The organism is Pseudomonas asplenii, from assembly GCF_900105475.1.
GTDB lineage: Bacteria > Pseudomonadota > Gammaproteobacteria > Pseudomonadales > Pseudomonadaceae > Aquipseudomonas > Aquipseudomonas asplenii.
On the sequence record NZ_LT629777.1, the window covers coordinates 4,450,590 to 4,474,026 of the forward strand.

The 23,437-nt window shown below is 62.5% G+C and carries 24 protein-coding genes; 20 read left to right on the plus strand and 4 right to left on the minus strand.

All coding sequences use genetic code 11. From position 1 onward, the window contains the following. The first annotated feature begins 170 nt into the window (after window positions 1-170). From BLU37_RS20170 to BLU37_RS20220, 11 genes are all read left to right on the plus strand, one after another. Complete coding sequence (locus BLU37_RS20170; protein ID WP_090210978.1) at window positions 171-773, plus strand: transposase; 603 nt, start codon at window positions 171-173, stop codon at window positions 771-773. A 77-nt stretch (window positions 774-850) separates the two neighbouring features. Then, entirely contained in the window at window positions 851-2,467 is a 1,617-nt protein-coding gene (locus BLU37_RS20175) for a ShlB/FhaC/HecB family hemolysin secretion/activation protein (protein ID WP_408003613.1), read from the plus strand. Window positions 2,468-2,492: 25 nt separating this feature from the next. Next, complete coding sequence (locus tag BLU37_RS20180) at window positions 2,493-4,337, plus strand: DUF2341 domain-containing protein (protein WP_090208094.1); 1,845 nt, start codon at window positions 2,493-2,495, stop codon at window positions 4,335-4,337. A 12-nt stretch (window positions 4,338-4,349) separates the two neighbouring features. Continuing rightward, complete coding sequence (locus tag BLU37_RS20185; RefSeq protein WP_090208097.1) at window positions 4,350-4,775, plus strand: ExbD/TolR family protein; 426 nt, start codon at window positions 4,350-4,352, stop codon at window positions 4,773-4,775. Window positions 4,776-4,777: 2 nt separating this feature from the next. Next, entirely contained in the window at window positions 4,778-5,482 is a 705-nt protein-coding gene (locus BLU37_RS20190) for an energy transducer TonB (RefSeq protein ID WP_090208100.1), read from the plus strand. A 39-nt stretch (window positions 5,483-5,521) separates the two neighbouring features. Next, the gene (locus BLU37_RS20195) at window positions 5,522-7,219 is read left to right on the plus strand and encodes a putative porin (protein ID WP_090208103.1); all 1,698 of its coding nucleotides are present in this window, start codon (window positions 5,522-5,524) and stop codon (window positions 7,217-7,219) included. 18 nt (window positions 7,220-7,237) lie between these two features. After that, window positions 7,238-7,879, plus strand: coding sequence for a DNA repair protein (locus tag BLU37_RS20200; RefSeq protein WP_090208106.1), 642 nt, complete (start codon window positions 7,238-7,240; stop codon window positions 7,877-7,879). 17 nt (window positions 7,880-7,896) lie between these two features. Beyond that, complete coding sequence (locus BLU37_RS20205) at window positions 7,897-8,403, plus strand: YbjN domain-containing protein (protein WP_090208110.1); 507 nt, start codon at window positions 7,897-7,899, stop codon at window positions 8,401-8,403. Then, complete coding sequence (locus BLU37_RS20210) at window positions 8,400-9,350, plus strand: peptidylprolyl isomerase (protein ID WP_090208113.1); 951 nt, start codon at window positions 8,400-8,402, stop codon at window positions 9,348-9,350. The genes BLU37_RS20205 and BLU37_RS20210 overlap by 4 nt, the downstream gene beginning before the upstream one ends. Before the next feature lie 58 nt (window positions 9,351-9,408). Beyond that, complete coding sequence (locus BLU37_RS20215; RefSeq protein ID WP_090210979.1) at window positions 9,409-10,392, plus strand: LysR family transcriptional regulator; 984 nt, start codon at window positions 9,409-9,411, stop codon at window positions 10,390-10,392. 39 nt (window positions 10,393-10,431) lie between these two features. After that, window positions 10,432-10,941, plus strand: coding sequence for a GNAT family N-acetyltransferase (locus BLU37_RS20220; RefSeq protein ID WP_010452317.1), 510 nt, complete (start codon window positions 10,432-10,434; stop codon window positions 10,939-10,941). Between the two features lie 231 nt (window positions 10,942-11,172). On the opposite strand, the gene BLU37_RS20225 is transcribed toward BLU37_RS20220, so the two are convergent. Further along, window positions 11,173-11,439, minus strand: coding sequence for a DUF2790 domain-containing protein (locus BLU37_RS20225; protein WP_090208115.1), 267 nt, complete (start codon window positions 11,437-11,439; stop codon window positions 11,173-11,175). Window positions 11,440-11,871: 432 nt separating this feature from the next. After that, entirely contained in the window at window positions 11,872-12,321 is a 450-nt protein-coding gene (locus tag BLU37_RS20230; protein ID WP_090208118.1) for an Sbal_3080 family lipoprotein, read from the minus strand. A gap of 400 nt (window positions 12,322-12,721) precedes the next feature. Between BLU37_RS20230 and BLU37_RS20235 the strand changes: the two genes are divergently transcribed. The 8 genes from BLU37_RS20235 to BLU37_RS20270 all read left to right on the plus strand — a co-directional run bounded on the left by BLU37_RS20235 (window position 12,722) and on the right by BLU37_RS20270 (window position 19,262). Continuing rightward, window positions 12,722-13,570: a transporter substrate-binding domain-containing protein gene (locus BLU37_RS20235; RefSeq protein WP_090208121.1), complete on the plus strand. Its 849-nt coding sequence runs from the start codon at window positions 12,722-12,724 to the stop codon at window positions 13,568-13,570. 53 nt (window positions 13,571-13,623) lie between these two features. Beyond that, window positions 13,624-14,286 carry an amino acid ABC transporter permease gene (locus BLU37_RS20240; protein ID WP_010450358.1) on the plus strand — a complete coding sequence of 221 codons (663 nt, stop codon included), beginning with the start codon at window positions 13,624-13,626 and terminating at the stop codon, window positions 14,284-14,286. 9 nt (window positions 14,287-14,295) lie between these two features. Then, entirely contained in the window at window positions 14,296-14,958 is a 663-nt protein-coding gene (locus tag BLU37_RS20245; RefSeq protein WP_010450359.1) for an amino acid ABC transporter permease, read from the plus strand. After that, a complete protein-coding gene (locus tag BLU37_RS20250; protein WP_010450361.1) occupies window positions 14,955-15,737 on the plus strand; it encodes an amino acid ABC transporter ATP-binding protein in 783 nt (260 codons plus the stop codon). Before BLU37_RS20245 ends, BLU37_RS20250 begins: the two co-directional genes overlap by 4 nt. A 21-nt stretch (window positions 15,738-15,758) precedes the next feature. Further along, a complete protein-coding gene (locus BLU37_RS20255) occupies window positions 15,759-16,145 on the plus strand; it encodes a RidA family protein (RefSeq protein WP_010450362.1) in 387 nt (128 codons plus the stop codon). A gap of 106 nt (window positions 16,146-16,251) precedes the next feature. Next, window positions 16,252-17,016: an IclR family transcriptional regulator gene (locus BLU37_RS20260; protein WP_090208123.1), complete on the plus strand. Its 765-nt coding sequence runs from the start codon at window positions 16,252-16,254 to the stop codon at window positions 17,014-17,016. A gap of 39 nt (window positions 17,017-17,055) precedes the next feature. Next, on the plus strand, window positions 17,056-18,267 hold the full coding sequence (locus tag BLU37_RS20265) for an amino acid deaminase (RefSeq protein WP_090208126.1): 1,212 nt from the start codon (window positions 17,056-17,058) through the stop codon (window positions 18,265-18,267). 62 nt (window positions 18,268-18,329) lie between these two features. After that, complete coding sequence (locus BLU37_RS20270) at window positions 18,330-19,262, plus strand: sugar kinase (RefSeq protein ID WP_090208129.1); 933 nt, start codon at window positions 18,330-18,332, stop codon at window positions 19,260-19,262. Here the strand turns inward: BLU37_RS20270 and BLU37_RS20275 are convergent. Both BLU37_RS20275 and BLU37_RS20280 read right to left on the minus strand, forming a co-directional pair. Next, window positions 19,250-19,525, minus strand: coding sequence for a peptidylprolyl isomerase (locus tag BLU37_RS20275; RefSeq protein ID WP_007932676.1), 276 nt, complete (start codon window positions 19,523-19,525; stop codon window positions 19,250-19,252). The genes BLU37_RS20270 and BLU37_RS20275 overlap by 13 nt on opposite strands. A gap of 58 nt (window positions 19,526-19,583) precedes the next feature. Then, entirely contained in the window at window positions 19,584-22,118 is a 2,535-nt protein-coding gene (locus BLU37_RS20280; RefSeq protein ID WP_090208132.1) for a PAS domain-containing hybrid sensor histidine kinase/response regulator, read from the minus strand. A gap of 135 nt (window positions 22,119-22,253) precedes the next feature. On the opposite strand from BLU37_RS20280, the gene BLU37_RS20285 reads away from it, so the two are divergent. Further along, window positions 22,254-23,420 (plus strand): PilT/PilU family type 4a pilus ATPase, encoded by a 1,167-nt coding sequence (locus tag BLU37_RS20285; protein WP_010451351.1) that lies wholly within the window; start codon window positions 22,254-22,256, stop codon window positions 23,418-23,420. Window positions 23,421-23,437 lie beyond the last annotated feature (17 nt).

Consider the following 23,437-nt stretch of genomic DNA (forward strand, 5'->3'; position numbering starts at 1 on the left):
TGATTCATAGCGGCCTTGCGCTTTTCGAGGCCGCCGGGAGTGAAGCTTTTGTGACAAAAGTTCGGTAGCACAAGGCCAGCCCTGTCTTGGATATGTAGAACGGGCGAGGGGGGGTGAAACCCCGTTTTCCAACGGTTGCAGGGAATGCTGGAGGGGAGGACATGGGCACTATGGAACGCTACTCGAAAGTGGGGATGCAGGAGCTGGACCAGCGTCTGTCGAAGATCGTCGAAGCGGCGCGCAAGAAGCCGGTGTCGGTCTATCGCTACGGTGCGCCGTGGGTCTGGATCGTGTCCCAGGACGACTGGCAGGGCGCCTTGAAGGAGGTCTCCAGCTACATTCCGCCCGGTCATTCGCTGGTGCTGTTGCGGCCGCAGATCGACGATCTGCTCGACGAGCATCGCGACGTTCTGCTGGCAGTTGCGGCCGACGCCAAGATGCTGATCGCCCCGCAGACGGTCATGCACATTCTCCTCTTGCAACTGCTGTATTCGGTGCCCGGCGAACAGCAACTGTACGAACAGCTCAACTACAACCTGCTGTTCCGCTGGTTCGTCGGCCTGGACCTGAATCAGAAGGTCTGGAACTTCAACGTCCTGAGCAAGGACATCGCCACGCTGCTGGATAACCCGCAGGCCGTCCTGCTGATCCAGAAGATCGTCGGCGAACTGTTCTGCGGCGCCTTGCTGCAGATGCCGGAGTTCTCACTGAACTTCGCCCTGCTGCACACCTGGCTGGCACGGCATTCGTCGGTAGCGATCACCAACAACTGAATAAGCGCCAGGGGCGACAGCCCCGGCCATGCAGCCTCGACAGCACGCGAGGCTATTGATTGAATCAAGGGGGCGGTGTGGAGCATCTGTTCTTCAAAGAGACGGCGCGACCGACAGGGGCAAGAGATGCCTGGCCGGTGGGTGCGGGCCTGGTCCTGGCCCTGCTGGCCGGGCCACTGGCGGCCGAGGAGGCGCCGGTGGCCCGTCGGGTGGACGTCAATGAGTATGTGGTGCGTGGCAACACCGTGCTGCAGGCCCGGGATATCGAAGAGGCGGTCTACCCGTTCCTCGGGCCGCAGAAGGCCCTGACCGATATCGAAGGTGCTCGCGACGCTCTGCAGAAGGTTTACCAGGCCAAGGGTTATCAGTCGGTGTTCGTCGAACTGCCGGAGCAGAAGGTCGAAGACGGCGTGGTATTCCTGCAGATCAGCGAAACCAGGGTGGGTCGGGTTCGTGTGGTCGGTGCAAAGCACTATTCGCCGGTGGAGATCCGTGAGGATGTGCCGGCGTTGAAAGAGGGCGAGGTGCCGGATTTTGCCCAGGTGCAGACCGAACTGGCGGCGCTGAACAAGGGCGCCGGTCGCCAGGTCATGCCACTGGTACGCGAAGGCCAGCGGCCCGGCACCATGGACGTCGACCTGCAGGTCGAGGACCAGAACCCCTGGCACGCCAGCCTAGGCCTGAACAATGACTACAGCGCCGACACCAGGGAGTTGCGCGCGGTCGCTTCGCTGGGCTACGACAACCTCTGGCAACTGGGGCACAGCATCTCGCTGACCTATTTCACCGCGCCCGAGGATCAGAGCAATGCCAAGGTCTGGTCCGGCTCCTATAGCGCACCGCTGAGCGAGCGCTGGACCCTGCAGTTCTCCGGTTACCAGTCCGACAGCAACGTCGCCACCATCGGCGGCAGCAACATGCTTGGCAAGGGCCATTCCTATGGGGTCTCGGGCATCTACACCTTGCCTTCCAAGGGGGCCTGGGCCAACTCGTTCTCCATCGGCGTGGACTTCAAGGACTTCGAGGAAGAGCTGAAATTTGGCAGCAGCAGCGACCAGGTTCCGCTCAAGTACGCACCGCTGACCTTTGGCTACAACGGCTATCGCTACACCGAAAGCTCCCAGCTCGGCCTGGGCCTGAACCTGGTGCTGGCGACCCGCAGCTTCTTCGGCTACGGCAGCGATTCCGACGAGTTCGACTACAAGCGTTATCGCGCCAGCCCCAGTTTCGCCGTGCTCAAGGGCGATCTGAATTACACCTACACCTTCACCAGCGACTGGCAGTCGGCGTCCAAGGCGGCCTTCCAGCTGGCCTCCGGCCCGCTGGTTTCCAACGAACAATTCTCTGCCGGTGGTGCCACCTCGGTACGCGGCTATCTGGCGGCCGAGCGCTCGGGTGACAGCGGGATGCTGTTTTCCCAGGAACTGCGCACGCCCTCCATGGCCAGGTTCCTCGGCAGCTATGTCAAGGAGTGGCGCTTCTATGCCTTTGCCGAAGGTGCCCGGCTGAGCCTGGAAAAAGCCCTGCCCGAGCAGGAAGACGAATACAGCCTGGCCAGCGTCGGCCTGGGCACCCGCGCCAGCCTGAGCAAATGGTTATCCGGCAGCCTGGATTGGGGCTATCCGCTGCTCGACGGCCCGAACACCCAGAAATACGACTCACGTCTGCACTTCAGTGTGCAGGCGACTTTCTGACCCTTTACTGACGGAGAACCACCGCATGTCACGCTTAATCGTGTCCCTGTTGATCTGCCTGGGCTTCGTGCTCCCGGCCACCGCCCAGGCCTGGTGGCAGGACGATTGGCACTACCGCAAGCAGATCACCGTCGACACCACGCCCCAGGGCGCGGCGATCAGCGAGGCTCTGGGCCGTACCAGCCTGCTGGTACGTCTGCACACCGGCAACTTCACCTTCGATGGGGTCAAGGAAGACGGTTCGGACCTGCGCTTCATCGCGGCCGACGACAAGACCGTGCTCAACTACCAGATCGAAAGCTTCGACCCGCTGATGGGCATGGCGCTGATCTGGGTCGATGTGCCCAAGGTCGAGGGCGGCCAGCGCCAGGATATCTGGATGTACTACGGCAACCAGAAGGCCCCGGCCACCAGCAACGGCCAATTGGCCTTCGAGCCGAACTACACTGCGGTCTACCACTTCGACGGTGCCGCAGCGACGCCGCCCAGGGACGCCACAGCCTTCTCCAACCATGCGCAGAACGCCACCGGCAGCCGTATCGATGGCGTGATCGGCGGTGCCCTGCAGTTCAGTGGCCAGCCGCTGCTGCTGCCGGCCAGTCCGTCATTGCAGTACACCGCCGGCGGCGCCTTCACCCTGAGTGCCTGGGTTCGCCTCGATCAGGCTTCGGGCGAGCAACTGCTGATGGCCCGTCGCGACGGCGGCCATGCCTTCCTGCTGGGCGTCAGCCAGGGCACCCCCTTTGTCGAAGTCAATGGCCAGCGTGTCGCCTCGACACAGGCGCTGAACCCCGGACAGTGGCAGCACCTGGCATTGACCGCCCAGGGCAGCAAGGTCTCGCTGTTCGTCAACGGCCGTGAAACCGCAAGCCTGGCCCAGGAAGTCCCGGCGTTCAACGCGCTGATCGCGATCGGTGGGGATGTGCCGCCGGTAGCCGCTGCCGATCCGGCGGCGCCAGCGTCGAGCGCCTTCCAGGCCTTCAACGGTGCCATCGATGAACTGCGTCTGTCCAAGGTCGTGCGACCGGCCGCCGTGCTGTTGGCCGATGCCACGGCCCAGGGCGCCGAGTCGAAGCTGGTCGTCTATGGCAGCGATGAGGAACAGTCCGGTTTCGGTTTCGGTAGCCTGGGCTTCCTGCTCAAAGCGGTGCCGGTGGACGCCTGGGTGATCATCGCGGTCCTGGTGCTGATGATGCTGCAGTCATGGGTCATCATGATCCGCAAGAACCGCGCCCTGGGCCGCGTCAGCCGTGCCAACGAGGCGTTCCGCGAGCAGTTCGCCCAGATTGGCACGCGCCTGGAAATGTTTGCCGACGACCAGGATCTGGCCCGCCGTCTAGAACATTCCTCGCTGTGGCGCCTGTACCTGGTTGCGGTCAAGGAAATCCGTACCCGTCGTGCCCAGGGCGCCGACACCTCGTCGGTATCCGCGGCCACCATCGAAGCCATCCGCTGTTCCATGGACGGTGTGCGCACCCGCGAAAATCAGCAACTGGGCTCGAAGCTCTCGACGCTGTCCAACGCCATCGCCGGCGGCCCATACATCGGCCTGCTCGGCACGGTACTGGGGATCATGGTGGTGTTCCTCGGTACGGCCATGGCCGGCGACGTGAACATCAACGCCATCGCCCCGGGTATGGCCGCAGCCTTGCTGGCCACCGCCATGGGCCTGTTCGTCGCGATTCCGGCGCTGTTTGGCTACAACCGGCTGATTACCCGCAACAAGGAAGTCAGTGCCGACATGCGGGTATTCGTCGACGAGTTCATCACCCGCCTGGCGGAAATGCACGGTGAGGGCCAGGCCCACGATTCCGCTCGTGGCCGCGCTGGCCACTCCCAACAGCATGCCGTCGACCTGCTGCCGGTCTGAGGGGGAACTGCCATGGCTTCCGTAAACGCTTCCCACGATGACGATGACGACGCCGCTGTCGACAGTATCAACATCACGCCCCTGGTGGACGTGCTGATGGTGGTGCTGGTGATGTTCATCCTCACCGCCACGGCCCAGGTCTCGGGTATTCAGATCCATCTGCCCAAGGCCAGTGCCTCGGTGTCGCTGTCCGAGGCCAAGACCAAGGCCATCTCGGTCAACGACGGTGGCCAGGTGTTCCTCGATGCCTATCCGGTGACCTTGCCGGAGCTGGAGGAACGCTTGCGCATCGAGAAGGCGCAGAGCCCGGACTTTCCGATCATCGTGCGCGGCGATGCCACGGTGCAGTACCAGAAAGTGATCGAAGTGCTCGACCTGCTGCGGCGCCTGGAGCTGTCCCAGGTCGGGCTGGTCACCGGCAAACCGAACCAGGGCTGACCATGACCGCCAAATTACCGATCAGCCCCGAACCTCTGAAGAAGTCGCCGTTGCGCCTGCTGAAGTGGGGCGCCGGGCTGCTGCTGGGAGCGGCTGCCGGCTGGTTCCTGTGGCAGTGGGCCCACGACATGAGCGGGGTTCGGCGGGAAGCGCCGAAGGTACCGATGATTATCCCGTTGCCTCCGCCACCACCGCCGCCACCGGAACCGGAAAAGCCCAAGGAGCCGGAAACCCCGGTGGAGGAGAAGGTACCCGAGCCGACGCCCGAGCCCGAGGAGGTCAAGCCTCAGGAGGAAGCGCCACCATCGCCGGCGGACGACCTGGCCAATCCGATGCAGATCGACGGCGACGCCCAGGCGGGTGGCGACGCGTTCAACATCGGCGCGGGCAAGGGCGGTGGCATGGCCGGTTCCGGCGGGGGCGGGCTGGGGACGGGGACCTACAAGCAATACCTGGCCGCGACCCTGCAACGGCTGCTGCGCGACGACCCGGATCTGCGCCGGCTGGCGTTCTCGGTCCAGGTCGATTTCTGGCTGTCGGCGGACGGCGATGTACTCAAGGTGGCCCTGGTCAAGGGCACCGGCGAGGCGAAGACCGACGAGCGCATCATCGCCACCCTGCAGAACGCCCCGCGCTTCAAGGAGCGCACACCGGCTTCATTGACTCTGCCTATTCGCGTATCGCTCAAGGGCCGGCGCCCGGACTGATCGAACACTTTCACGCTTTTCAACAGGAGTTGTGTGCAAATGATTTCCAACGTGAATCGATTGACTCTGGCGGTCGGCATGGTCATCGCGACCCTGGTCGGCCAGGCGGCTGCGGCGCAGCCCGCAGCGCCTTCGGAGAACGCCACAATCAATCTGATCCGCCTGCTGGTGCAGCAGGGCGTGCTCAAGCAGGAACAGGCCGACGGCCTGATTGCGCAGGCCGAGAAGGAAGCCGTGCAGGCACGCCAGGCCAATGCCGTGGCGGCCGCCGCACCTTCGGCCACGCCGGGAGAGGTGCGGGTACAGTATGTTCCGGCGATTGTCCGCGATCAGATTCGTGACCAGGTCAAGGCTGAAGTCATGGCGACCGCCAAGCAGGAAAACTGGGCACAACCCAACACCTTTCCGGATTGGGTCTCGCGCATCAGCTTCGACGGCGACCTGCGCGTGCGGGATGAATCGCGCTATTTCTCAGGGGGTAACGGCAACACCCTGATCGACTACGCCAAGATCAACAGCGGTTCGCCCTATGATGTGAACCGGGACACCAACACCCAGTTCCCGCCGCTGCTCAACAGCCGTGAGGATCGCGAAAACCTGTTTCGCCTGCGCGCCCGCCTGGGCATGAAGGCGGTACTGACCCCCGAATGGACGGCCGGTGTACGCATCGGTACCGGCTCCGATAACAATCCGGTTTCGACCACCCAGACCCTGGGCGGCGGCTTTGCCAAGAAAGATATCTGGCTCGACCAGGGTTATGTCAGTTGGAAACCTTCCGAGCGCCTGACGGTGACCGGTGGGCGTTTCGCCAACCCGTTCTATTCCACCGACATGATGTACTCCCCCGATCTGAACTTCGACGGCGTGGCGGCGGTGTTCAACCACAAACTCAACAGTGAATGGGGCCTGTTCGGTACCCTCGGGGCATTCCCGGTCGAATACACCTCGGATTCGGAAACCAGCAACGGTGTCGACAAGGCCGACAGCCAGAACAAATGGCTGATCGGCGGGCAGATCGGCGCCAACTGGCAGATCAATACCGACAACAGCCTCAAGGGTTCGGCAGCCTATTACAGCTTCAACGATATCGAGGGCAAACGCTCCAGTCCCTGCAAACCGTGGGATGGTCAACCGGGCTGCGACACCGACGGTACCCGCCTGGCTTTCATGCAACACGGCAACAGCGTGTTCCTCTTGCGCAATATCACGCCGAATCCGACCGACCCGGCCAAGACGCCACAGCCGCAATATGTCGGGCTGGCCTCGAAGTTCAACGTGCTTGACCTGAACCTGGCCTGGGACACGCAACTGCCGGAAAACTTCAAGCTGCGCAGCCAGGCCAACTTCATCCATAACCTGGCCTACGACAAGGGCGAGATGCTCAAGCGTTCCGAAGGCCAGATTGTCAACAACATCAACAGCAACGGCGAGTTCGAAAGCGGCGGCAGTGCGCTGATGATGCAGTTCACCCTCGGCAACGCCCTGGAAATGAAAAAGAAAGGCGATTGGAATCTCTATGCCGGCTACAAGTACATCCAGCCGGATGCCTTGCCTGACGGCTTCAACGACGCCTCGTATCACCTGGGTGGCACCAACGCCAAGGGTTACTTCATCGGCGGCAACTACAGCCTGGACAAGAACGTCGTCGCTTCCGCCCGCTGGCTGAGTGCCGAGGAAGTCTATGGCGACCCGTTCCAGGTCGATGTCTTCCAACTTGAGCTGAACACGCGCTTCTAAGCACTAAGGAGAACTCCCATGAACCGGCGAATCCCGGCAGCGTTGTGGCTGCTGACCGTTGCTCTCTTCAGTGCCCAGGGCGCCAACGCCGAAGGCATGGAAGAGCGCCTGCGGACTCAGTTGCGCAGCACCACCCAGCAATTGCAGGCGTTGCAGAGCGAACAGGCCCAGGCCAGCGCGGCACGGATCGCCGCCGAGAACCAGGCCAAGGCGGCCCAGGCGCAGATCAGGCAGTTGACGGCCGAACTGGCCAAGGCCAAGGGCCTGAGCGAGCAGTTGGCCGGCCAGCAAGAGGCATTGCAAAGCCAGGCCCAGGCCTTCTCGGTGGCCGCCAACGAGCAGTTGGGCAAGTACAAGAAAGCCTATGACGACCTGCTGGTGATGGCCAAGGGCAAGGAGGCCGAGCGCGCCAGATTGCAAGGGCAACTGGCCGAACGTGACACACAAGTGCAGCAATGTTCAGCCAGGAATCGACAGATGTACGGGGTCGCCAAGGAGATTCTCGCCGCCTACGAAAAAATCGACGTGGCCGAGGTGATGAAGATTCGCCAGCCCTTTGCCGGCAGTGCCCGGGTCAAGTTCGAGGAAATGGCCCAGGCCTTCGGCGACGACCTGTACAAGAACCAGTTCGATGCCACCCACGCATCCCTGAATCCCTAAGACAAGGAAGAGCTTTCATGAGCGAGCAACTGATCGAACACGTCACCCCCGATAGCCTGACCGAACTGCTGCAAGGAGCCGGCTACCGGGTCAACCACACCGACCAGAACGGTATCGTGCAACTGCTCAGCGCCAGCCAGGGCATCGGTTACGCCGTGCGTTTCGGCAACCCGGCGGTGCAAGAGGGCGGTTATGTCGATTTCACCTACAGCTGTGCCTTGCGTGTGCAGGGCGAACTGCCGGCTGGGTTGGCCGAGTTGTGGAATGTTTCGCGACGCTTTGCCCGGTTGTCGGTGCAGGGCGAGTTTCTGGTGATGGAAATGGATGTGGTGGTCGCCGCGGGTGTCAGCGTCAACTACCTGCGTGCGAACCTGGAACTGTGGGATCGGTTGCTGCAGGAGTTCATCGTCTACTTGCGCGAATACAGCCAGCAGGCCGCTCAGTTGCAGGCGAATGCTCAGGCTCAGGCTCAGGCTGCGGCTGCGGCCGAGCCGGTGGCCCACGAGGAGGAGACGAACCCGTGAAGAAAGGCAATCTGCTGGCCGGTGCGGGTGCGCTGGCCGTGCTGGTCGGGGCTGTTGCGCTGGCCATGCGTCCGGGCAATGATCCGGTGGCGGCGGTGCAGCCGGCACCGGCTGTGGTCTCTGCGACGAGCGAGCCGGCGCTCGCCCGGTTGGGTAACCAGCAGGTCGCGCCGCAGGAGTTGAAGGCGCTGTTCGCGGCCTTGCCAGCGGAGTCACGTGAGCAATTGCGCGCCAACCGCAGCGCCCTGGAGAGCTGGATTCGCACCCGCCTGGCGGAGAAAGCCGTGCTCGAACAGGCCGAGGCCCAAGGCTGGCGCCAGCGTCCGGAAATCGAGCAGCAGACTCGCGCGGCAACCGAACAGATCATCTTTCGCAACTACCTGGCATCGGTCAGCCAGGTGCCAGCGGAGTATCCGAGTGCCGAGGAGTTGCAGCAGGCCTACGACAACGGCAAGTCGGCGTGGCAAACACCGCCATTGTATCGGGTCAGTCAAATCTTCCTCGCGGTGCCCGACCCGCAATCGCTGGAAAGCGTGCGTAAGCAGGCCGTGGAACTGAGCCGCAAGGCCCAGGCCACACCCGGCGAGTTCGCCGCATTGGCGACCCAGTACTCCCAGGACCGCGACACTGCCAAGCGCGGCGGTGATACCGGGCTGCAACCGCTGCAGCAATGGCTACCGGAAGTCCGTGGGGCGCTGTCGCGGCTGAAGGTCGGCGCGGTGGCGGATCCGGTGCAGAGCGCGGCGGGCTTCCATATCGTCAAGCTCACCGAGCTGCAGCCGTCGCGTACCGCCACCCTCGACGAGTTGCGCGACCGCCTGCGTGACGCGCTACGGGCCCAGCGCCAGGAGCAGATCGCCAAGGCCTATCTGGAGGGCATGTTCAATACTGCAACCTTGAGCATCGATGGTGCAGTTCTCAACCAGGTGCTGGAAGAAAAACGCTGACGGAACACTTGCCATTGGATGGTTGGGCGCCGTAAGGCGCCGACAGGGAGTCTGAATGATGTCGTTGAATGAATCCGCCCAGCGTTCGGGCGACAGGGAGTACCAGGGGCCGGGCGAGACGCCGGGGGCGTGGCTGGCACTGGCCGAACGGATCGAGCCGGAAACGGCGCAGTTCTTTCTCGCCAGCGCCCGCTGCGGCTGTTTCATGCAGGCCGCTCGCAGCCTGAATATCAAATCGACCCAATTACGCAAGCAACTGGCGTTGCTCGAAGACCAGCTCAATTGTCTCTTGTTCATCTACCAGGGCAGTGCCTTGACCCTCAGCCGCGAGGGTCAGCAGTTGCAGGCACAACTGATCGCCCTGGTCCATGAGCGGCGTCTGCCGGTCATCGAGCAGCCGCGGGTTCGCCTGGCAATTGCCGAGTCGATCCTGCACGACATCCTCGGCCGTGACCTGATCGCCTTGCTGCGTCGGAATGCCAGCGTACGCCTGGAAATCATCCCGGTGGACAGCACCCTGTCGTTGCAGGCCTTGAGTGCCGAAGTGGTGGTCTGGCTGTCGGACGGCGATTCACCGCTGCCGGGACCAGGCTTTGACATCACCACGCCGCAGGCCCTGGCGCGGTTGGATTACCTGCCGCACATCGCCAAGCGTTACTCACGGGTGGCGGTGCGCCCGGATTCACGGGAGGACCTGGAGGACTACATGCTGGTGCAGTGGCAGCAGGATCGCCGGATCGAGGGTTTTCAACCGTGGAACAACGTGGTGGATCAGCGGCTGGCCGGGGTGGTGCAGGTGCATTCCTACGAGCTGATGCTGGAGATGATCCGTTGCGGTGCCTGCATCGGCCTGCTGCCGCGCTACATCACCCGTTTCGATCGTGGCCTGGCGGCGTTACCCGGTTTGTTCGACGACCCGATGCAGCGACGTGCCTGGCTGGCGACTCAACGGGGGGCAGAGGGCAGGGAAGAGGTGCAGGTGATCGTCGAGCTGATTCTGCACACCTTCCGGGAGCGGCGGGAATGGTTTGAATCGTTATAGACTGGGCGACCTGGTCATTTTTCATGGATTAAAAAGACGATGCCCGCCGATACCCCCGCCATTGTTATCGAACGTTTTCGCGAAGCGCACATCGACGGTATCACCGCGCTGTACAACGAGCCCGCGGTCTGTCGCCAGGTCCTGCAGATGCCGTTTCAGTCTGCCGAGGTGTGGCGCCAGCGGTTGCAGCAGAACCAGGGCAATGAGCGGCAACTGTCGCTGGTGGCGCTGCACCAGGGCATGGTGATCGGCAGTTGCTCGCTGGAGCAGTATGCGCGGGTGCGCCGCAGCCATGCCGGGAGTATCGGCATGGGCGTGGCGACGGCCTGGCAGGGCAAGGGCATCGGTTCGCAACTGCTGGCAGCGGTGCTGGAAGTGGCGGATAACTGGATGAACCTGCAACGGGTCGAGTTGAGTGTCTACGTCGACAACCAGGCGGCCCAGGCCTTGTACCGCAAGTTCGGTTTCGAGGAGGAGGGCGTGATGCGCAAGTATGCGATTCGCGATGGGGTGCTGACCGATACGCTGAACATGGCGCGGCTTCGCTAGGCGTTGGCTTTTTCGACTACAGGAGCTGGCTTGCTGGCAATCGCGGCGTATCAATGGGCGAAGAGGTCGACTGATCGATCGCAATCGCCAGCAAGCCGGCTCCCACAGGTATGGAGTGCCCCCCAGAAGTTGGACACTAAGCTGGACTGCCCCCGAGAAGTTGGACACTCAGCTGAAACTGCCCAACTTTTAGGGGCAGTCCGGGTGCGATGTCAATCAGGGCGCTGTGCATCAGTTATTGAAGTTGCAGGCATCTGACAACTTGCGATAACTGACATCCTCGATCTTCCCGGCCGTGTCGACGAACTTCATGTCGGCGTTGATCACCTTGCACTGGTCGGTGGGCTGCTCGGTCATCGAGATGAGTTTGTCGATATTCAGTGGCATGCCGTAATGATATGGCACGGCCTGGGTCGTGGCAGGTGTGCTGGCCTGAGCCACTCCGGCAACAGCACTCAGGGCCAGGGCGGCGGTGATCAGCAAGGGGCACAGTTTCATGATATTTCTCCGAATCAGACTGGGGTTTCGCTCAACGATCAAGGCGTTGAGTCTGCCGCGCAGGGCGGCAGAAAGAGTCTGTGCGGGCGCGGTTGGCTGCATTTTCCATGGGGGCGATTAACATTGAATTAAGTGCAAAGCTTTTTATTAGGCAGCTAACAAAATATTCATGTCGCGATCTGATCGTGCACTGAAGCATTCATTCGAAAGGTAGTGTCAAAAACACATCGCTCGCTGCTAGAATTCTCCGCCGACTGTCGAGAGGGTCAAAAAAACGACAGCGGTTGCCACTTTTAACTGGGGAGAATCAGCATGGCTAAAGGATTTGCACTGTACTTGGCGGGCATGGCTGTGGTTCTGCTGGTGTTCGCCTTGGTGCTGGCGACGCTGCTTCGGTAGTCCGAAGCAGGTTCATTCAACTTCATCGCCGCCTCAGCGCTGGGCACTCAGCGGGCGTACGCCGACCGGGAACAACTGGTCCGTCAGCTCCTTGAGCTTGTTCTCGGCACTGATGAACTTGTCCATGCGGAACGAACCGCGCCTGGAGTTATAGGTTGCCGAGCCGACTTCCCGGCCATTCTGGTAGACCTTGATCTCCACCTCTGACAAATACATCGCCATGTCCCAGCTCCAGCGCCCCAAGAGGGTGCTGCTCAGCGGGCAGTTCTGTGGGTTGCTCACACTGGGCAATACTTGCACGGTAAAACCCTTGCCTTTCAGCGCATTGCCATAGGCTTCGGTAAATGACTCACGCACGCCATCAGCCGGAATCACACAGATCAGGGCGGCGGGGTTGGCGGCGAAATCGACCGGGGTGACCTGCTGCTTGATACTGCAGCCGGTGATCAGGGAAACGAGACAGAGCAAAAGCACAGAACGCATGGTGACATCCATGTAGGCCGAGGGGCGGTGGAAAGAGGGCGGTATGCTAGCTGTTTGCCTTGATGGGGCAAAGCAAAAGCCGGTGGGCTGCACCCGGTTTTACATTGGATCTGCTGGCCCCTTCGCTGGCAAGCCCTGCTCCTGCAAGGTGATGTCGCCCACGAGTTCGCGTGCACCGCATTGGGTCCCCAGCACCCACCCCGCGTTGCCTTCTGTAGCACTCTTTTCTAGCCACGGCTCGTAACAGGTTCCCCTCGAAAAACCTATCTATCTGATTTCTCGGATTTTTACCGAGCTGATTCGCACCCGCGCTTTCCTGTGGCACACTTTCTGCTATTTATTCCGTTGTTACATACCATCTTCCGCTATAGCGGAATACACATCATCGGAGTACAACGTCATGCAACGCGTACCTTCCTTGTTCAAAGCCTGCGCCTTCATCCTGGCTACCACCACAATGCTGGCCGCGACCGCCCAGGCCGCTGACGGCAAGCTCGACAGCGTGCTCAAACGCGGTCACCTGATCGTCGGCACCGGCAGCACCAATGCGCCTTGGCACTTCCAGGGCGCGGACGGCAAGTTGCAGGGTTTCGATATCGACATCGGCGGCATGATTGCCAAGGGCCTGTTCAACGATCCGAGCAAGGTCGAATACGTCGTGCAGTCCTCCGACGCACGGATTCCCAACCTGCTGACCGACAAGGTCGACATCAGTTGCCAATTCATCACCGTGACCGCCAGCCGCGCCCAGCAGGTGGCCTTCACCCTGCCGTACTACCGCGAAGGCGTCGGCCTGCTGTTGCCGAACAACAGCAAGTACAAGGAAATCGACGACCTCAAGGCTGCCGGTGACAAGGTCACCGTGGCCGTTCTGCAGAACGTCTACGCCGAGGAACTGGTGCACCAGGCGCTGCCCCAGGCCAAGGTCGACCAGTACGACAGCGTCGACCTGATGTACCAGGCGGTGAACTCGGGGCGCGCCGATGCCGCCGCCACCGATCAGTCCTCGGTCAAGTACCTGATGGTGCAGAACCCCGGTCGCTATCGCAGCCCGGCCTATGCGTGGAGCCCGCAAACCTATGCCTGTGCGGTCAAGCGTGGCGACCAGGACTGGCTGAACTTCGTCAACACCGTCCTGCATGAGTCGATGACCGGCGTCGAGTTCCCGACCTACGCGGCTTCCTTCAAGAAGTGGTTCGGTGTCGACCTGCCGACCCCGCAAATCGGTTTCCCCGTCGAATTCAAGTGATCCCTCCAGGGCCGGGCGCCGCGGCTGGCGCCCTGTCGAAGGTACTGTGAACCATGAACTATCAGTTGAACTTTGCTGCCGTCTGGCGCGACTTTCCCAGCTTGCTGGCGGGGCTCGGGCTGGGTCTGGAACTGGCGCTGGTATCGATTGCCATCGGCTGCGTAATCGGCCTGATGATGGCGTTTGCCTTGCTCAGCCAACATCGCGCCTTGCGCACGCTGGCCTCGGTGTATGTCACGGTGATCCGCAATACGCCGATCCTGGTGCTGATCCTGTTGATCTATTTCGCCATGCCGAGCCTGGGCATCCGCCTGGACAAGATCCCCTCGTTCATCATCACCCTGTCGCTGTATGCCGGGGCCTACCTGACCGAAGTGTTCCGCGCCGGCCTGTTGAGCATTCCCAAGGGCCAGCGCGAGGCCGGGTTGGCGATCGGCCTGGGCGAGTGGCAGGTACGCGCCTATATCACCGTGCCGGTGATGCTGCGCAACGTCTTGCCGGCACTGTCCAACAATTTCATCTCGCTGTTCAAGGACACTTCCCTCGCGGCGGCGATCGCCGTGCCGGAGCTGACCTATTACGCCCGCAAGATCAACGTGGAGAGCTACCGGGTCATCGAAACCTGGCTGGTCGCCACCGCGCTCTACGTGGTTGCCTGTTACCTCATTGCCATGATGCTGCGTCAGCTCGAACAGCGTCTGGCGATTCGCCGCTAGGAGCCCGCCATGTACGAATCCCCAAGCTGGCTGCATGAGTTGTGGGTGGCCCGCGAGCCGCTGTGGCAGGGCTTCCTGACCAGCGTGCAATGCTCGGCACTGGCGATTGTCTGCGGCACTCTGATCGGTATCGTCGCCGGGCTGGTGCTGACCTACGGCAATGTCTGGATGCGTGTGCCGTTCCGGCTCTATGTCGACCTGATCCGTGGCACCCCGGTATTTGTCCTGGTGCTGGCGTGCTTCTACATGGCGCCGGCGCTGGGCTGGCAGATCAGCGCGTTTCAGGCCGGGGCCCTGGGCCTGACGCTGTTCTGCGGTTCCCACGTCGCGGAGATCGTTCGCGGCTCGCTGCAGGCCATTCCCCGTGGACAGATGGAAGCGAGCCAGGCCATCGGCCTGACCTTCTTCCAGGCCCTGGGCTACGTGCTGTTGCCCCAGGCCCTGCGGCAGATCCTGCCGACCTGGGTCAACTCGTCCACCGAAATCGTCAAGGCCTCGACCCTGTTGTCAGTGATCGGCGTCGCCGAACTGCTGCTCAGCACCCAGCAGGTGATCGCCCGGACCTTCATGACCCTGGAGTTCTACCTGTTCGCCGGGTTCTTGTTCTTCATCATCAACTACGCCATCGAACTGCTCGGTCGGCATATTGAAAAGCGGGTGGCGTTGCCATGATTGCGACAAACGACAAGCAAGCACTGCTCAGCATTCGCGGGCTGCACAAGCAATACGGCCAGCTCGAAGTACTCAAGGGCGTCGACCTCGATATGCAGCGCGGCAACGTGGTCACGCTGATCGGCTCTAGCGGCTCGGGCAAGACCACGCTCTTGCGCTGCGTGAACCTGCTGGAAGAGTTCCAGGGCGGGCAGATCACCCTCGATGGCGAGTCCATCGGCTATAGCGAAGTCGACGGCCGACGCGTGCGCCATCCAGAGAAAGTCATCGCCCAGCACCGGGCCATGACCGGGATGGCGTTCCAGCAGTTCAACCTGTTCCCGCACCTGACCGCCTTGCAGAACGTCACCCTCGGCCTGCTCAAGGTCAAGAAGCTGCCCAAGGATCAGGCGGTCGCCCTGGCGGAAAAATGGCTGGAGCGGGTCGGCCTGCTGCAGCGCCGCGATCATTTTCCGGGGCAGTTGTCCGGTGGTCAGCAGCAGCGGGTGGCGATTGCCCGAGCCATTGCGATGAACCCGAGCCTGATGTTGTTCGACGAAGTGACCTCGGCACTGGACCCGGAGCTGGTCGGCGAAGTGCTGGCGGTGATCAAGGGGCTGGCCGAGGAGGGCATGACCATGTTGCTGGTCACCCACGAAATGCGTTTCGCCTTCGAGGTGTCGGACAAGATCGTCTTCATGAACCAGGGGCGCATCGAGGAACAGGGGCCGCCCAAGGATCTGTTCGAGCGCCCGCAGTCGCCGCGCCTGGCGGAATTTCTCAGGAATACCCGTTTTTAACCTTCATTCAAGGAGAACAGCATGAGCATTACTCGTTACGGCACTGGCAGCACCGCGGGTGGCGGGCAGCCGCGTCCTTTCGCCCGGGCCGTCGAAGCCGATGGCTGGCTGCACGTGTCCGGCCAGGTGCCGGCGGTGGACGGTGAGATCATCAACGGCGGTATCGTCGAACAGACCCACCAGACCATGAAGAACCTGATCGCGATTCTCGAAGAGGCCGGTTATGGTCTGGAGGATGTGGTGCGCACTGGGGTCTGGCTGGAGGACCCGCGCGACTTCTGGAGTTTCAACAAGGTGTTTTCCGAGTACTTCAAGCCCGAACACGCCCCGGCGCGGGCCTGTGTGCAGGCGAGCATGATGGTTGACTGCAAGGTTGAGATCGACTGCGTCGCCTACAAGAAGAAGTGAGCCGTGGGGTGCCTCTTCGCGCCGAACCGCCGCGAAGAGGCCCTAACGATCACCGCAACAGTCTGGGTAAACTTCCCGGCAATTTTTCAATGGGATTGCACCGATCATGACCGAAGACACCATCAAGCGCCGTGCCAAGGGTTTGGACCGGGCGTTCGATATCCTCGACTACCTCAAGGAGGTCGGTCAGCCGTTGCGGCCCAACGATATTGCCGGTGGCATCGGCAGCCCCAAGTCCACCGTCTACGAGTTGGTGGCATCGCTGCTGGAGCGGCGGATTCTGGAGCCGGTCGGCAAGGACGGGCATGTCTACCTCGGTCGCCAACTGTATTTTCTTGGCCAGGCTCACCTGCGTCACTTCGACCTGAGCCGCGAGGCCGACCACGCCTTGCAGGAAATCGTCAGCCAGACCCGCGAAACCGCGCAGATGTGCCTGCTCAACGGGCGCAAGTACACCGTGGCGCTGATGAAGGAGGGCGAGCGGCATTTCCGTATCTCCTCGGATATCGGCGAGAACGCGCCGATTCCCTGGACCGCCTCCGGCCGCCTGCTGCTGGCGCACCTGAGCGACCAGCAGATCGTCGACCTGATCGATCCCGACGACTTCATCCTGCCGGATGGTCAGCGCCTGCCGCTGGAGGTGTTCCTCAAGGAAATCCGCCAGGCCGGAACCGACGGGTTCTTTTCCTTCGACAGCGTCGCTGACACCTTTACCCATTGCTTCGCCGCGCCGGTCAAGGACGAACGCGGCATCTGCATCGCTACCCTGTGCATCGTCGCACCCAGGGCGGATGCAAAGAACAACTACCACGACTATCGCCGGGTGCTGATCGACAGCGCGAACAACCTGGCGCGTCGGATCAACGAATAGCAGCGGCTGCTTGCGGCCGCGTCATGAGGAGTCTGGAAAATGCCTGTGAACATTCCCTCTGTGGAAAAGGGCGCGGCCGCCATCGGCGCCCAACTGGTCAGTGACGTCAGTCTGCCGGCCCTGGTCCTGCACCGTGAGGCGCTGGAGCACAACATCCGCTGGATGCAGGATTTCGTCAAACGCAGCGGTGCCGAGCTGGCGCCCCATGGCAAGACCAGCATGGTCCCGGTGCTGTTCCAACGCCAATTGGCCCAGGGTGCCTGGGGCCTGACCCTGGCCACCGCCGTGCAAACCCGCGCGGCCTACGCTGCTGGCGTCCGGCGTGTGCTGATGGCGAACCAGTTGGTCGGCTCGGCCAACATGGCGCTGATCGCCGAACTGCTGGCAGACCCGCAGTTCGAGTTCCACTGCATGGTCGATCATCCGGACAATGTCGCTGCCCTGGGCGAGTTCTTCGCTGGCCGTGGCCTGAAGCTCAACGTGATGATCGAGTACGGCGTGGTCGGTGGCCGCTGTGGCTGTCGCAGCGAGCAGGAAGTGCTCGATCTGGCCCAGGCGGTCCAGGCGCAGCCGGCGCTGGCGTTGACCGGTATCGAGGGTTACGAAGGGGTGATCCACGGCGACCAGGCGGTCAGCGGGATTCGGGCTTTCGCCGGTTCGTTGGTGCGCCTGGCCGTGCAATTGCAGGACAACGGCGCCTTCGCCATCGACAAACCGATCATCACCGCCTCGGGCTCGGCCTGGTACGACCTGATCGCCGAGGCGTTCAAGGCGCAAAATGCCGACGGGCGTTTTCTCAGTGTGTTGCGTCCGGGCAGCTATGTGGCCCATGACCACGGGATCTACAAGGAGGCGCAATGCTGTGTGTTGCACCGCCGGGCCGATCTGGATGAAGGGCTGCGACCGGCCATGGAGGTCTGGGCCCATGTGCAGTCGATGCCGGAGCCGGGGTTTGCGGTGATCGCCCTGGGCAAGCGTGACGTGGCGTTCGATGCCGGATTGCCGGTGCCGTTGTTGCGCTACAAGGCCGGTGTGGTGCCGGCGGTGGGCGAGGATATCAGTGCCTGCAAGGTCACGGCGGTGATGGACCAGCATGCCTTCATGAGCGTGGCGCCGGGGTGTCAGCTGCGGATAGGGGACATCATTTCCTTTGGGACCTCCCATCCCTGTCTGACCTTCGACAAGTGGCGGGTGGGGTGCATTGTCGATGAGCAGTTGCGGGTGGTTGAAACCTTCGAGACCTGTTTCTGACTTGAGACTTTCGCGCCGGACCGCCGCGAATAGGCCCGGCCTGACAACAAGAGACTTCCAGCATGACCACCCTGACCTTGCCTGCACCGCGCATCGCCCTGATCGGCGAATGCATGATCGAACTGCAACAACACGCCGATGGCAGCCTGCAGCAAAGCTTCGGCGGTGACACCCTGAACACCGCCGTGTACCTCTGCCGCGAGTTGGCCGGGCGCGGCTCGGTGGACTACGTCACCGCCCTCGGCGACGACAGTTTCAGCGATGCCATGTGCCGGGTCTGGGCCGAGGAGGGCATCGGCCTGGACCAGGTCCAGCGCCTGCCCGGTCGTTTGCCCGGCCTGTATTGCATCCAGACCGATGAGCACGGGGAGCGGCGTTTTCTCTACTGGCGCAACGAGGCGGCGGTGCGCGACTGTTTCACCGCTCCGAGCGCCGCGCCGGTTCTGGCGGCGCTCCCGGACTACGACGTGCTGTATTTCAGCGGCATCACCCTGGCGGTGCTCGGTGAACGCGGCCGGGAGAAACTGATTGCGGTGCTGCGCCAGGCTCGTGAAGGTGATACCCGGGTGGTCTTCGACAACAACTACCGGCCCCGGCTATGGACGGGTGTCGAGCAGGCGCGGGCGGCTTATCGTTCAGTGCTGCCCTATGTCGACATGGCCCTGTTGACCCTGGACGATGAGCAGGCGCTGTTCGGTTATGCCGACAGTGAGGCGGTATTCACGGCCTACGCGCAGATCGACATCCCGGAAGTGGTGCTCAAGCGGGGTGCCGAGAGCTGTATGCTCTCGTGCGAGGGCGAGGCATTCGAGGTGCCGGCGCAGAAGGTCGAGAAGGTGGTGGATACCACGGCGGCAGGGGACTCGTTCAGTGCCGCCTATCTGGCCAGCCGGCTGACTGGCGGTGACCCGCAGACCGCGGCACGGGCCGGGCATCGGCTGGCGAGCCGGGTGATCCAGGTGCGAGGGGCACTGATTGCGCGTCAGTCGCGGTAAAACACCTGCACCAGGTGATAACCGAACTTGCTCTTGATCGGCCCGTGTACCGTGCGCAACGGTTTCTTGAAGATCACCTGGTCGATGGCACCCACCATCTGCCCCGGACGAACCTCTCCCAGGTCGCCGCCGCGCTTGCCTGAAGGACAGGTGGAGTACTTCTTGGCCAGCACGTCGAAGGCCTCGCCCTTGGCGATGCGCTGCTTGAGCTGTTCGGCTTCCTCGGCGGTCTTGACCAGGATGTGACGGGCTTGGGCTTTCATGGACGGAGTACCTTGAAACGGTGGGGCTGCTGCCGGGGCGCGCGATTATGCCTGAAGATCACGATGAATGGCCGATCATGTCGCGCACCCGGTTGGCCAGCAGATCGAGGGTAAAGGGCTTGGCGATCAGGTCCATGCCTTCTTCGAGGAAACCCTGGCGTTCGGCGGCCTTTTCCGCATAACCGGTCATGAACAACACCTTGAGCCCGGGGCGGTGCTGACGGGCAATTTCGGCCAGTTGCCGACCATTCATGCCCGGCAGGCCGACATCGGTCACCAGCAGGTCGATACGCAGTGACGACTCCAGCAGCGGCAGTGCGGTGCGTGCGTCGGCGGCCGGGTGGACGGTGTAGCCCAACTCGTCCAGCAGGCTGAGTACCAGCATGCGCACCGCCGGATCGTCTTCGACCACCATCACCGACTCATCTGCTGAAGCGGTCGGCGATTGCGGGCTTTGCACGGGCGGGGTTTGCTCAATCGCTTCGGCATGGAAGCGCGGCAGATACAGGCGCACGCAGGTTCCTTCGCCCGGCCGGCTGTGCAGCGTGACGTGGCCGCCCGATTGCTGGGCGAAGCCATAGATCATCGACAGACCCAGGCCGGTGCCCTGGCCGATGGGCTTGGTGGTGAAGAACGGGTCGAACGCCTTGGCCATGACCGATGGGCTCATGCCGGTGCCGGTGTCGCTGACGCCGATCATCACGTAGTCCCCGGCCTTGACCGGTTCCACGGTGCGGATATCACTGCCGTCGAGGTAGCTGTTGGCGGTCTCGATCAGCAGAGTGCCGCCATGGGGCATGGCGTCGCGGGCGTTGATCACCAGGTTGAGCAGCGCGCTTTCCAGTTGTCCGGTGTCGGTGTTGACTGCCCAGATATCCTGGCCCAGACGCATCTGCAACTGGATATGTGCGCCTTTGGTGCGGCTGAACAGTTCTTCCAGCGATAGCACCAACTGGTTCGGCTCGATGCGCTTGCGGTCCAGCGACTGCCGCCGGGAGAACGCCAGCAGGCGGTGGGTCAGGGCGGCCGCGCGTTGGGCCGAGTTGACGGCGGCATCGGCGAACCGGCCGATTTCGCTGCTGCGTCCGGCGGCGATGTAGCGCTGCATCAGGTCCAGGCTGCCAATGATGCCAGTCAGCATGTTGTTGAAGTCATGGGCAATGCCGCCGGTGAGCTGGCCCACGGCTTCCATCTTCTGCGCATGGCGCAAGGCGTCCTCGGCCCGTTCGCGCTCGAACATTTCGTTCTGCAGGCGCTGGTTGGACTCGGCCAGCGCCTGGGTGCGCTGGGCAACCCGCTCCTCCAGGGTTTCATTGAGGTGGCGCAGGGCTTCCTCGGTCTGTTTGCGCTCGGTCTCATCGTTGACGAAGATGTAGAAACCGTTCACCGCGCCATCCTGGCCGTAGCGGGGCAGATAGCGCATGGTGGCGTGTCGTATGCTTCCGTCACGATGCGGCATGTCGATGCTGAAACTGCAGGCCTTGCCTGCCAGAGCTCCGGCGACGTGTTCGGCGCGCAGGGCATAGGCCGGTTCGCCCAGCACTTCGCGCAGGGTCTTGCCGTAGAGTTCCTGCGGGGTCTTGCCCAACCAGTCGAGGTAGGCGCTGTTGTTCAAGCGAAAGCGTTCCTCGCGATCGACATAGCTGATCAGCGCCGGCACGGCATTGATCACCAGTTGCAGCTCGGTCTGGCTCTGGCGCAGGGCCTGTTCGTTCTGCTTGCGTTCGGTAATGTCCAGGGCGGCCCCGACAAAACGCTGGGCCCGGCCATGGGAGCCCTGGTAGCAGCGACCCCGGGCGAAGACCCAGCGGATCTGGCTGTCGGTCTGGACCCGGTATTCCTCGGCGTGCTCGGTGTTGTTTTCCAGGCAATGCTTGATCCCGCGTGCCACCAGCCCACGGTCTTCCGGGTGCACGCTTTCCATGTACACGCTCAAAGGTGTCTGCGCCGCCAGTGCCGGATCGACGCCATGCAGCCGGGCAAACCGCGCATCGGTGACGAAGCGGTCCTGGTCGATATCCCAATCCCAGGTGCCGAGGGTGCCGGTGGCGGCCATCGCCAGTTGCAGGCGCTCCTCACTGTCCTGCTGGGCCTGGATGCTGGCTTCGGAGCGTTGCTGTAATTCCTGGGCGCGCAGCCGTCGCTCGTTGACCTCGATGGCGGTGACGAGGACCCCGGTCACCGCCCCGGACTCATCGCGTACCGGGCTGTAGGTCAGGTCCAGCCACAAATCGACAGCGCCCTCGGGGCGTTGCAGGACGAACTGCTGCTCCGCCAGCTCAACGCTACGGCCCTGTGCCACGGCGTGCAGCAGCGGTGCACTGAACGCGAGGTATTCCGGCCAGACCTGCTCGAACGGTTGGCCGAAGGCCTGGGGATGTTTGTTGCCCGATAGCCGGGAGAAACTATCGTTGTAGATCTGTACTCGCGCAGGTCCCCACATCAGCAGCATCGGCATGGGTGAGTGGACGACGATATCGACGGCCGTACGCAGGCTCTGCGGCCAGTCCTGCCGTGGGCCCAGCCGGGTCTGCGACCAGTCCAGGCGAGCGAGCAGGCTGGCGACATCGTTGTCGTGGAGCAATCCGTTCATAAACCTGCCTTGAAGGTGAAGCTTTGGGTTGCGTGGCGGACTATTATCCCGCCAAGCTGTAGAACGTTGCCAATCTGAAATGACGCCTGGCTGAGCATTTCAACCTCACTCGACTGTATTGCGGACATCGTTGCCATGGAAATCCACGCCTTATTGAAACTCCTTGCCGCCCAGGACGGCTCGGATCTTTACCTGTCGACCGGCGCACCGCCCTGTGCCAAGTTCAATGGCGTGCTCAAGCCGCTGGGCACCGACGCACTCAAGGCCGGCGAGGTGGCGCTGATTGCCGACGGTATCATGGACGCCGAACAGCGCCAGCAGTTCGAACGCGAGCTGGAAATGAACCTGGCGTTGTCATTGCCGGGCGTCGGGCGCTTCCGGGTGAATATTTTCAAGCAACGCAACGAAGTCTCCATCGTCGCCCGCAATATCAAGCTGGAGATCCCTCGTTTCGAAGACCTCAAGCTGCCGCCGATCCTGCTCGACACCATCATGGAAAAGCGCGGCCTGGTGCTCTTCGTCGGTGCTACCGGCTCGGGCAAGTCGACCTCCCTGGCGGCGCTGATCGACTACCGCAACCGGCACAGCAGTGGCCATATCATCACCATCGAGGACCCGGTGGAGTATATCCATCGGCACAAGAAGTCGATCATCAACCAGCGTGAAGTGGGGGTCGACACCCGCAGTTTCCATGCGGCGCTGAAAAATACCCTGCGCCAGGCCCCGGACGTGATCCTGATCGGCGAGATCCGCGACCGCGAAACCATGGAGCACGCCCTGGCCTTCGCCGACACTGGCCACCTGGCGATTTCGACCCTGCACGCCAACAACGCCAACCAGGCGCTGGACCGGATCATCAACTTTTTCCCGGAAGACCGCCGTCCGCAGTTGCTCAACGACCTGGGCAACAACCTGCAGGCCTTCGTCTCCCAACGGCTGGTCCGTACCACCGATGGCAAGCGCCGGGCGGCGGTCGAGGTGATGCTGGGGACGCCGACCGTTCGCGACTTCATCAAGCGCAACGAGTTCTCTGAACTCAAGGGCATCATGGAGAAGTCCGAAGTCAGCGGCATGCTGACGTTCGATACGGCGCTGTTCAACCTGGTGGTGGAGGGCGCGATCGACGAGGACGAGGCACTGAAGAATGCCGACTCGGTGAACAACCTGCGTCTGCGGCTGAAATTGCACCAGGACGGCGCGGCGATCCAGCAGAAAACCCCACCGGCCCCTCCCGTGGCGGCACAGGAGCTGGATACCAAGGATTGGGGCCTGGTCGACGACATCGATACACCGGCTCAGTGACCGGCTGACTGTTCAGG

Coding starts and splice junctions, on each gene's coding strand:
- BLU37_RS20170 (WP_090210978.1), top strand. CDS start 171: ATGGAACGCTACTCGAAAGTGGGGATGCAGGAGCTGGACCAGCGTCTG.
- BLU37_RS20180 (WP_090208094.1), top strand. CDS start 2,493: ATGTCACGCTTAATCGTGTCCCTGTTGATCTGCCTGGGCTTCGTGCTC.
- BLU37_RS20185 (WP_090208097.1), top strand. CDS start 4,350: ATGGCTTCCGTAAACGCTTCCCACGATGACGATGACGACGCCGCTGTC.
- BLU37_RS20190 (WP_090208100.1), top strand. CDS start 4,778: ATGACCGCCAAATTACCGATCAGCCCCGAACCTCTGAAGAAGTCGCCG.
- BLU37_RS20195 (WP_090208103.1), top strand. CDS start 5,522: ATGATTTCCAACGTGAATCGATTGACTCTGGCGGTCGGCATGGTCATC.
- BLU37_RS20200 (WP_090208106.1), top strand. CDS start 7,238: ATGAACCGGCGAATCCCGGCAGCGTTGTGGCTGCTGACCGTTGCTCTC.
- BLU37_RS20205 (WP_090208110.1), top strand. CDS start 7,897: ATGAGCGAGCAACTGATCGAACACGTCACCCCCGATAGCCTGACCGAA.
- BLU37_RS20215 (WP_090210979.1), top strand. CDS start 9,409: ATGTCGTTGAATGAATCCGCCCAGCGTTCGGGCGACAGGGAGTACCAG.
- BLU37_RS20220 (WP_010452317.1), top strand. CDS start 10,432: ATGCCCGCCGATACCCCCGCCATTGTTATCGAACGTTTTCGCGAAGCG.
- BLU37_RS20225 (WP_090208115.1), bottom strand. CDS start 11,439: ATGAAACTGTGCCCCTTGCTGATCACCGCCGCCCTGGCCCTGAGTGCT.
- BLU37_RS20230 (WP_090208118.1), bottom strand. CDS start 12,321: ATGCGTTCTGTGCTTTTGCTCTGTCTCGTTTCCCTGATCACCGGCTGC.
- BLU37_RS20235 (WP_090208121.1), top strand. CDS start 12,722: ATGCAACGCGTACCTTCCTTGTTCAAAGCCTGCGCCTTCATCCTGGCT.
- BLU37_RS20240 (WP_010450358.1), top strand. CDS start 13,624: ATGAACTATCAGTTGAACTTTGCTGCCGTCTGGCGCGACTTTCCCAGC.
- BLU37_RS20245 (WP_010450359.1), top strand. CDS start 14,296: ATGTACGAATCCCCAAGCTGGCTGCATGAGTTGTGGGTGGCCCGCGAG.
- BLU37_RS20250 (WP_010450361.1), top strand. CDS start 14,955: ATGATTGCGACAAACGACAAGCAAGCACTGCTCAGCATTCGCGGGCTG.
- BLU37_RS20255 (WP_010450362.1), top strand. CDS start 15,759: ATGAGCATTACTCGTTACGGCACTGGCAGCACCGCGGGTGGCGGGCAG.
- BLU37_RS20260 (WP_090208123.1), top strand. CDS start 16,252: ATGACCGAAGACACCATCAAGCGCCGTGCCAAGGGTTTGGACCGGGCG.
- BLU37_RS20265 (WP_090208126.1), top strand. CDS start 17,056: ATGCCTGTGAACATTCCCTCTGTGGAAAAGGGCGCGGCCGCCATCGGC.
- BLU37_RS20270 (WP_090208129.1), top strand. CDS start 18,330: ATGACCACCCTGACCTTGCCTGCACCGCGCATCGCCCTGATCGGCGAA.
- BLU37_RS20275 (WP_007932676.1), bottom strand. CDS start 19,525: ATGAAAGCCCAAGCCCGTCACATCCTGGTCAAGACCGCCGAGGAAGCC.
- BLU37_RS20280 (WP_090208132.1), bottom strand. CDS start 22,118: ATGAACGGATTGCTCCACGACAACGATGTCGCCAGCCTGCTCGCTCGC.
- BLU37_RS20285 (WP_010451351.1), top strand. CDS start 22,254: ATGGAAATCCACGCCTTATTGAAACTCCTTGCCGCCCAGGACGGCTCG.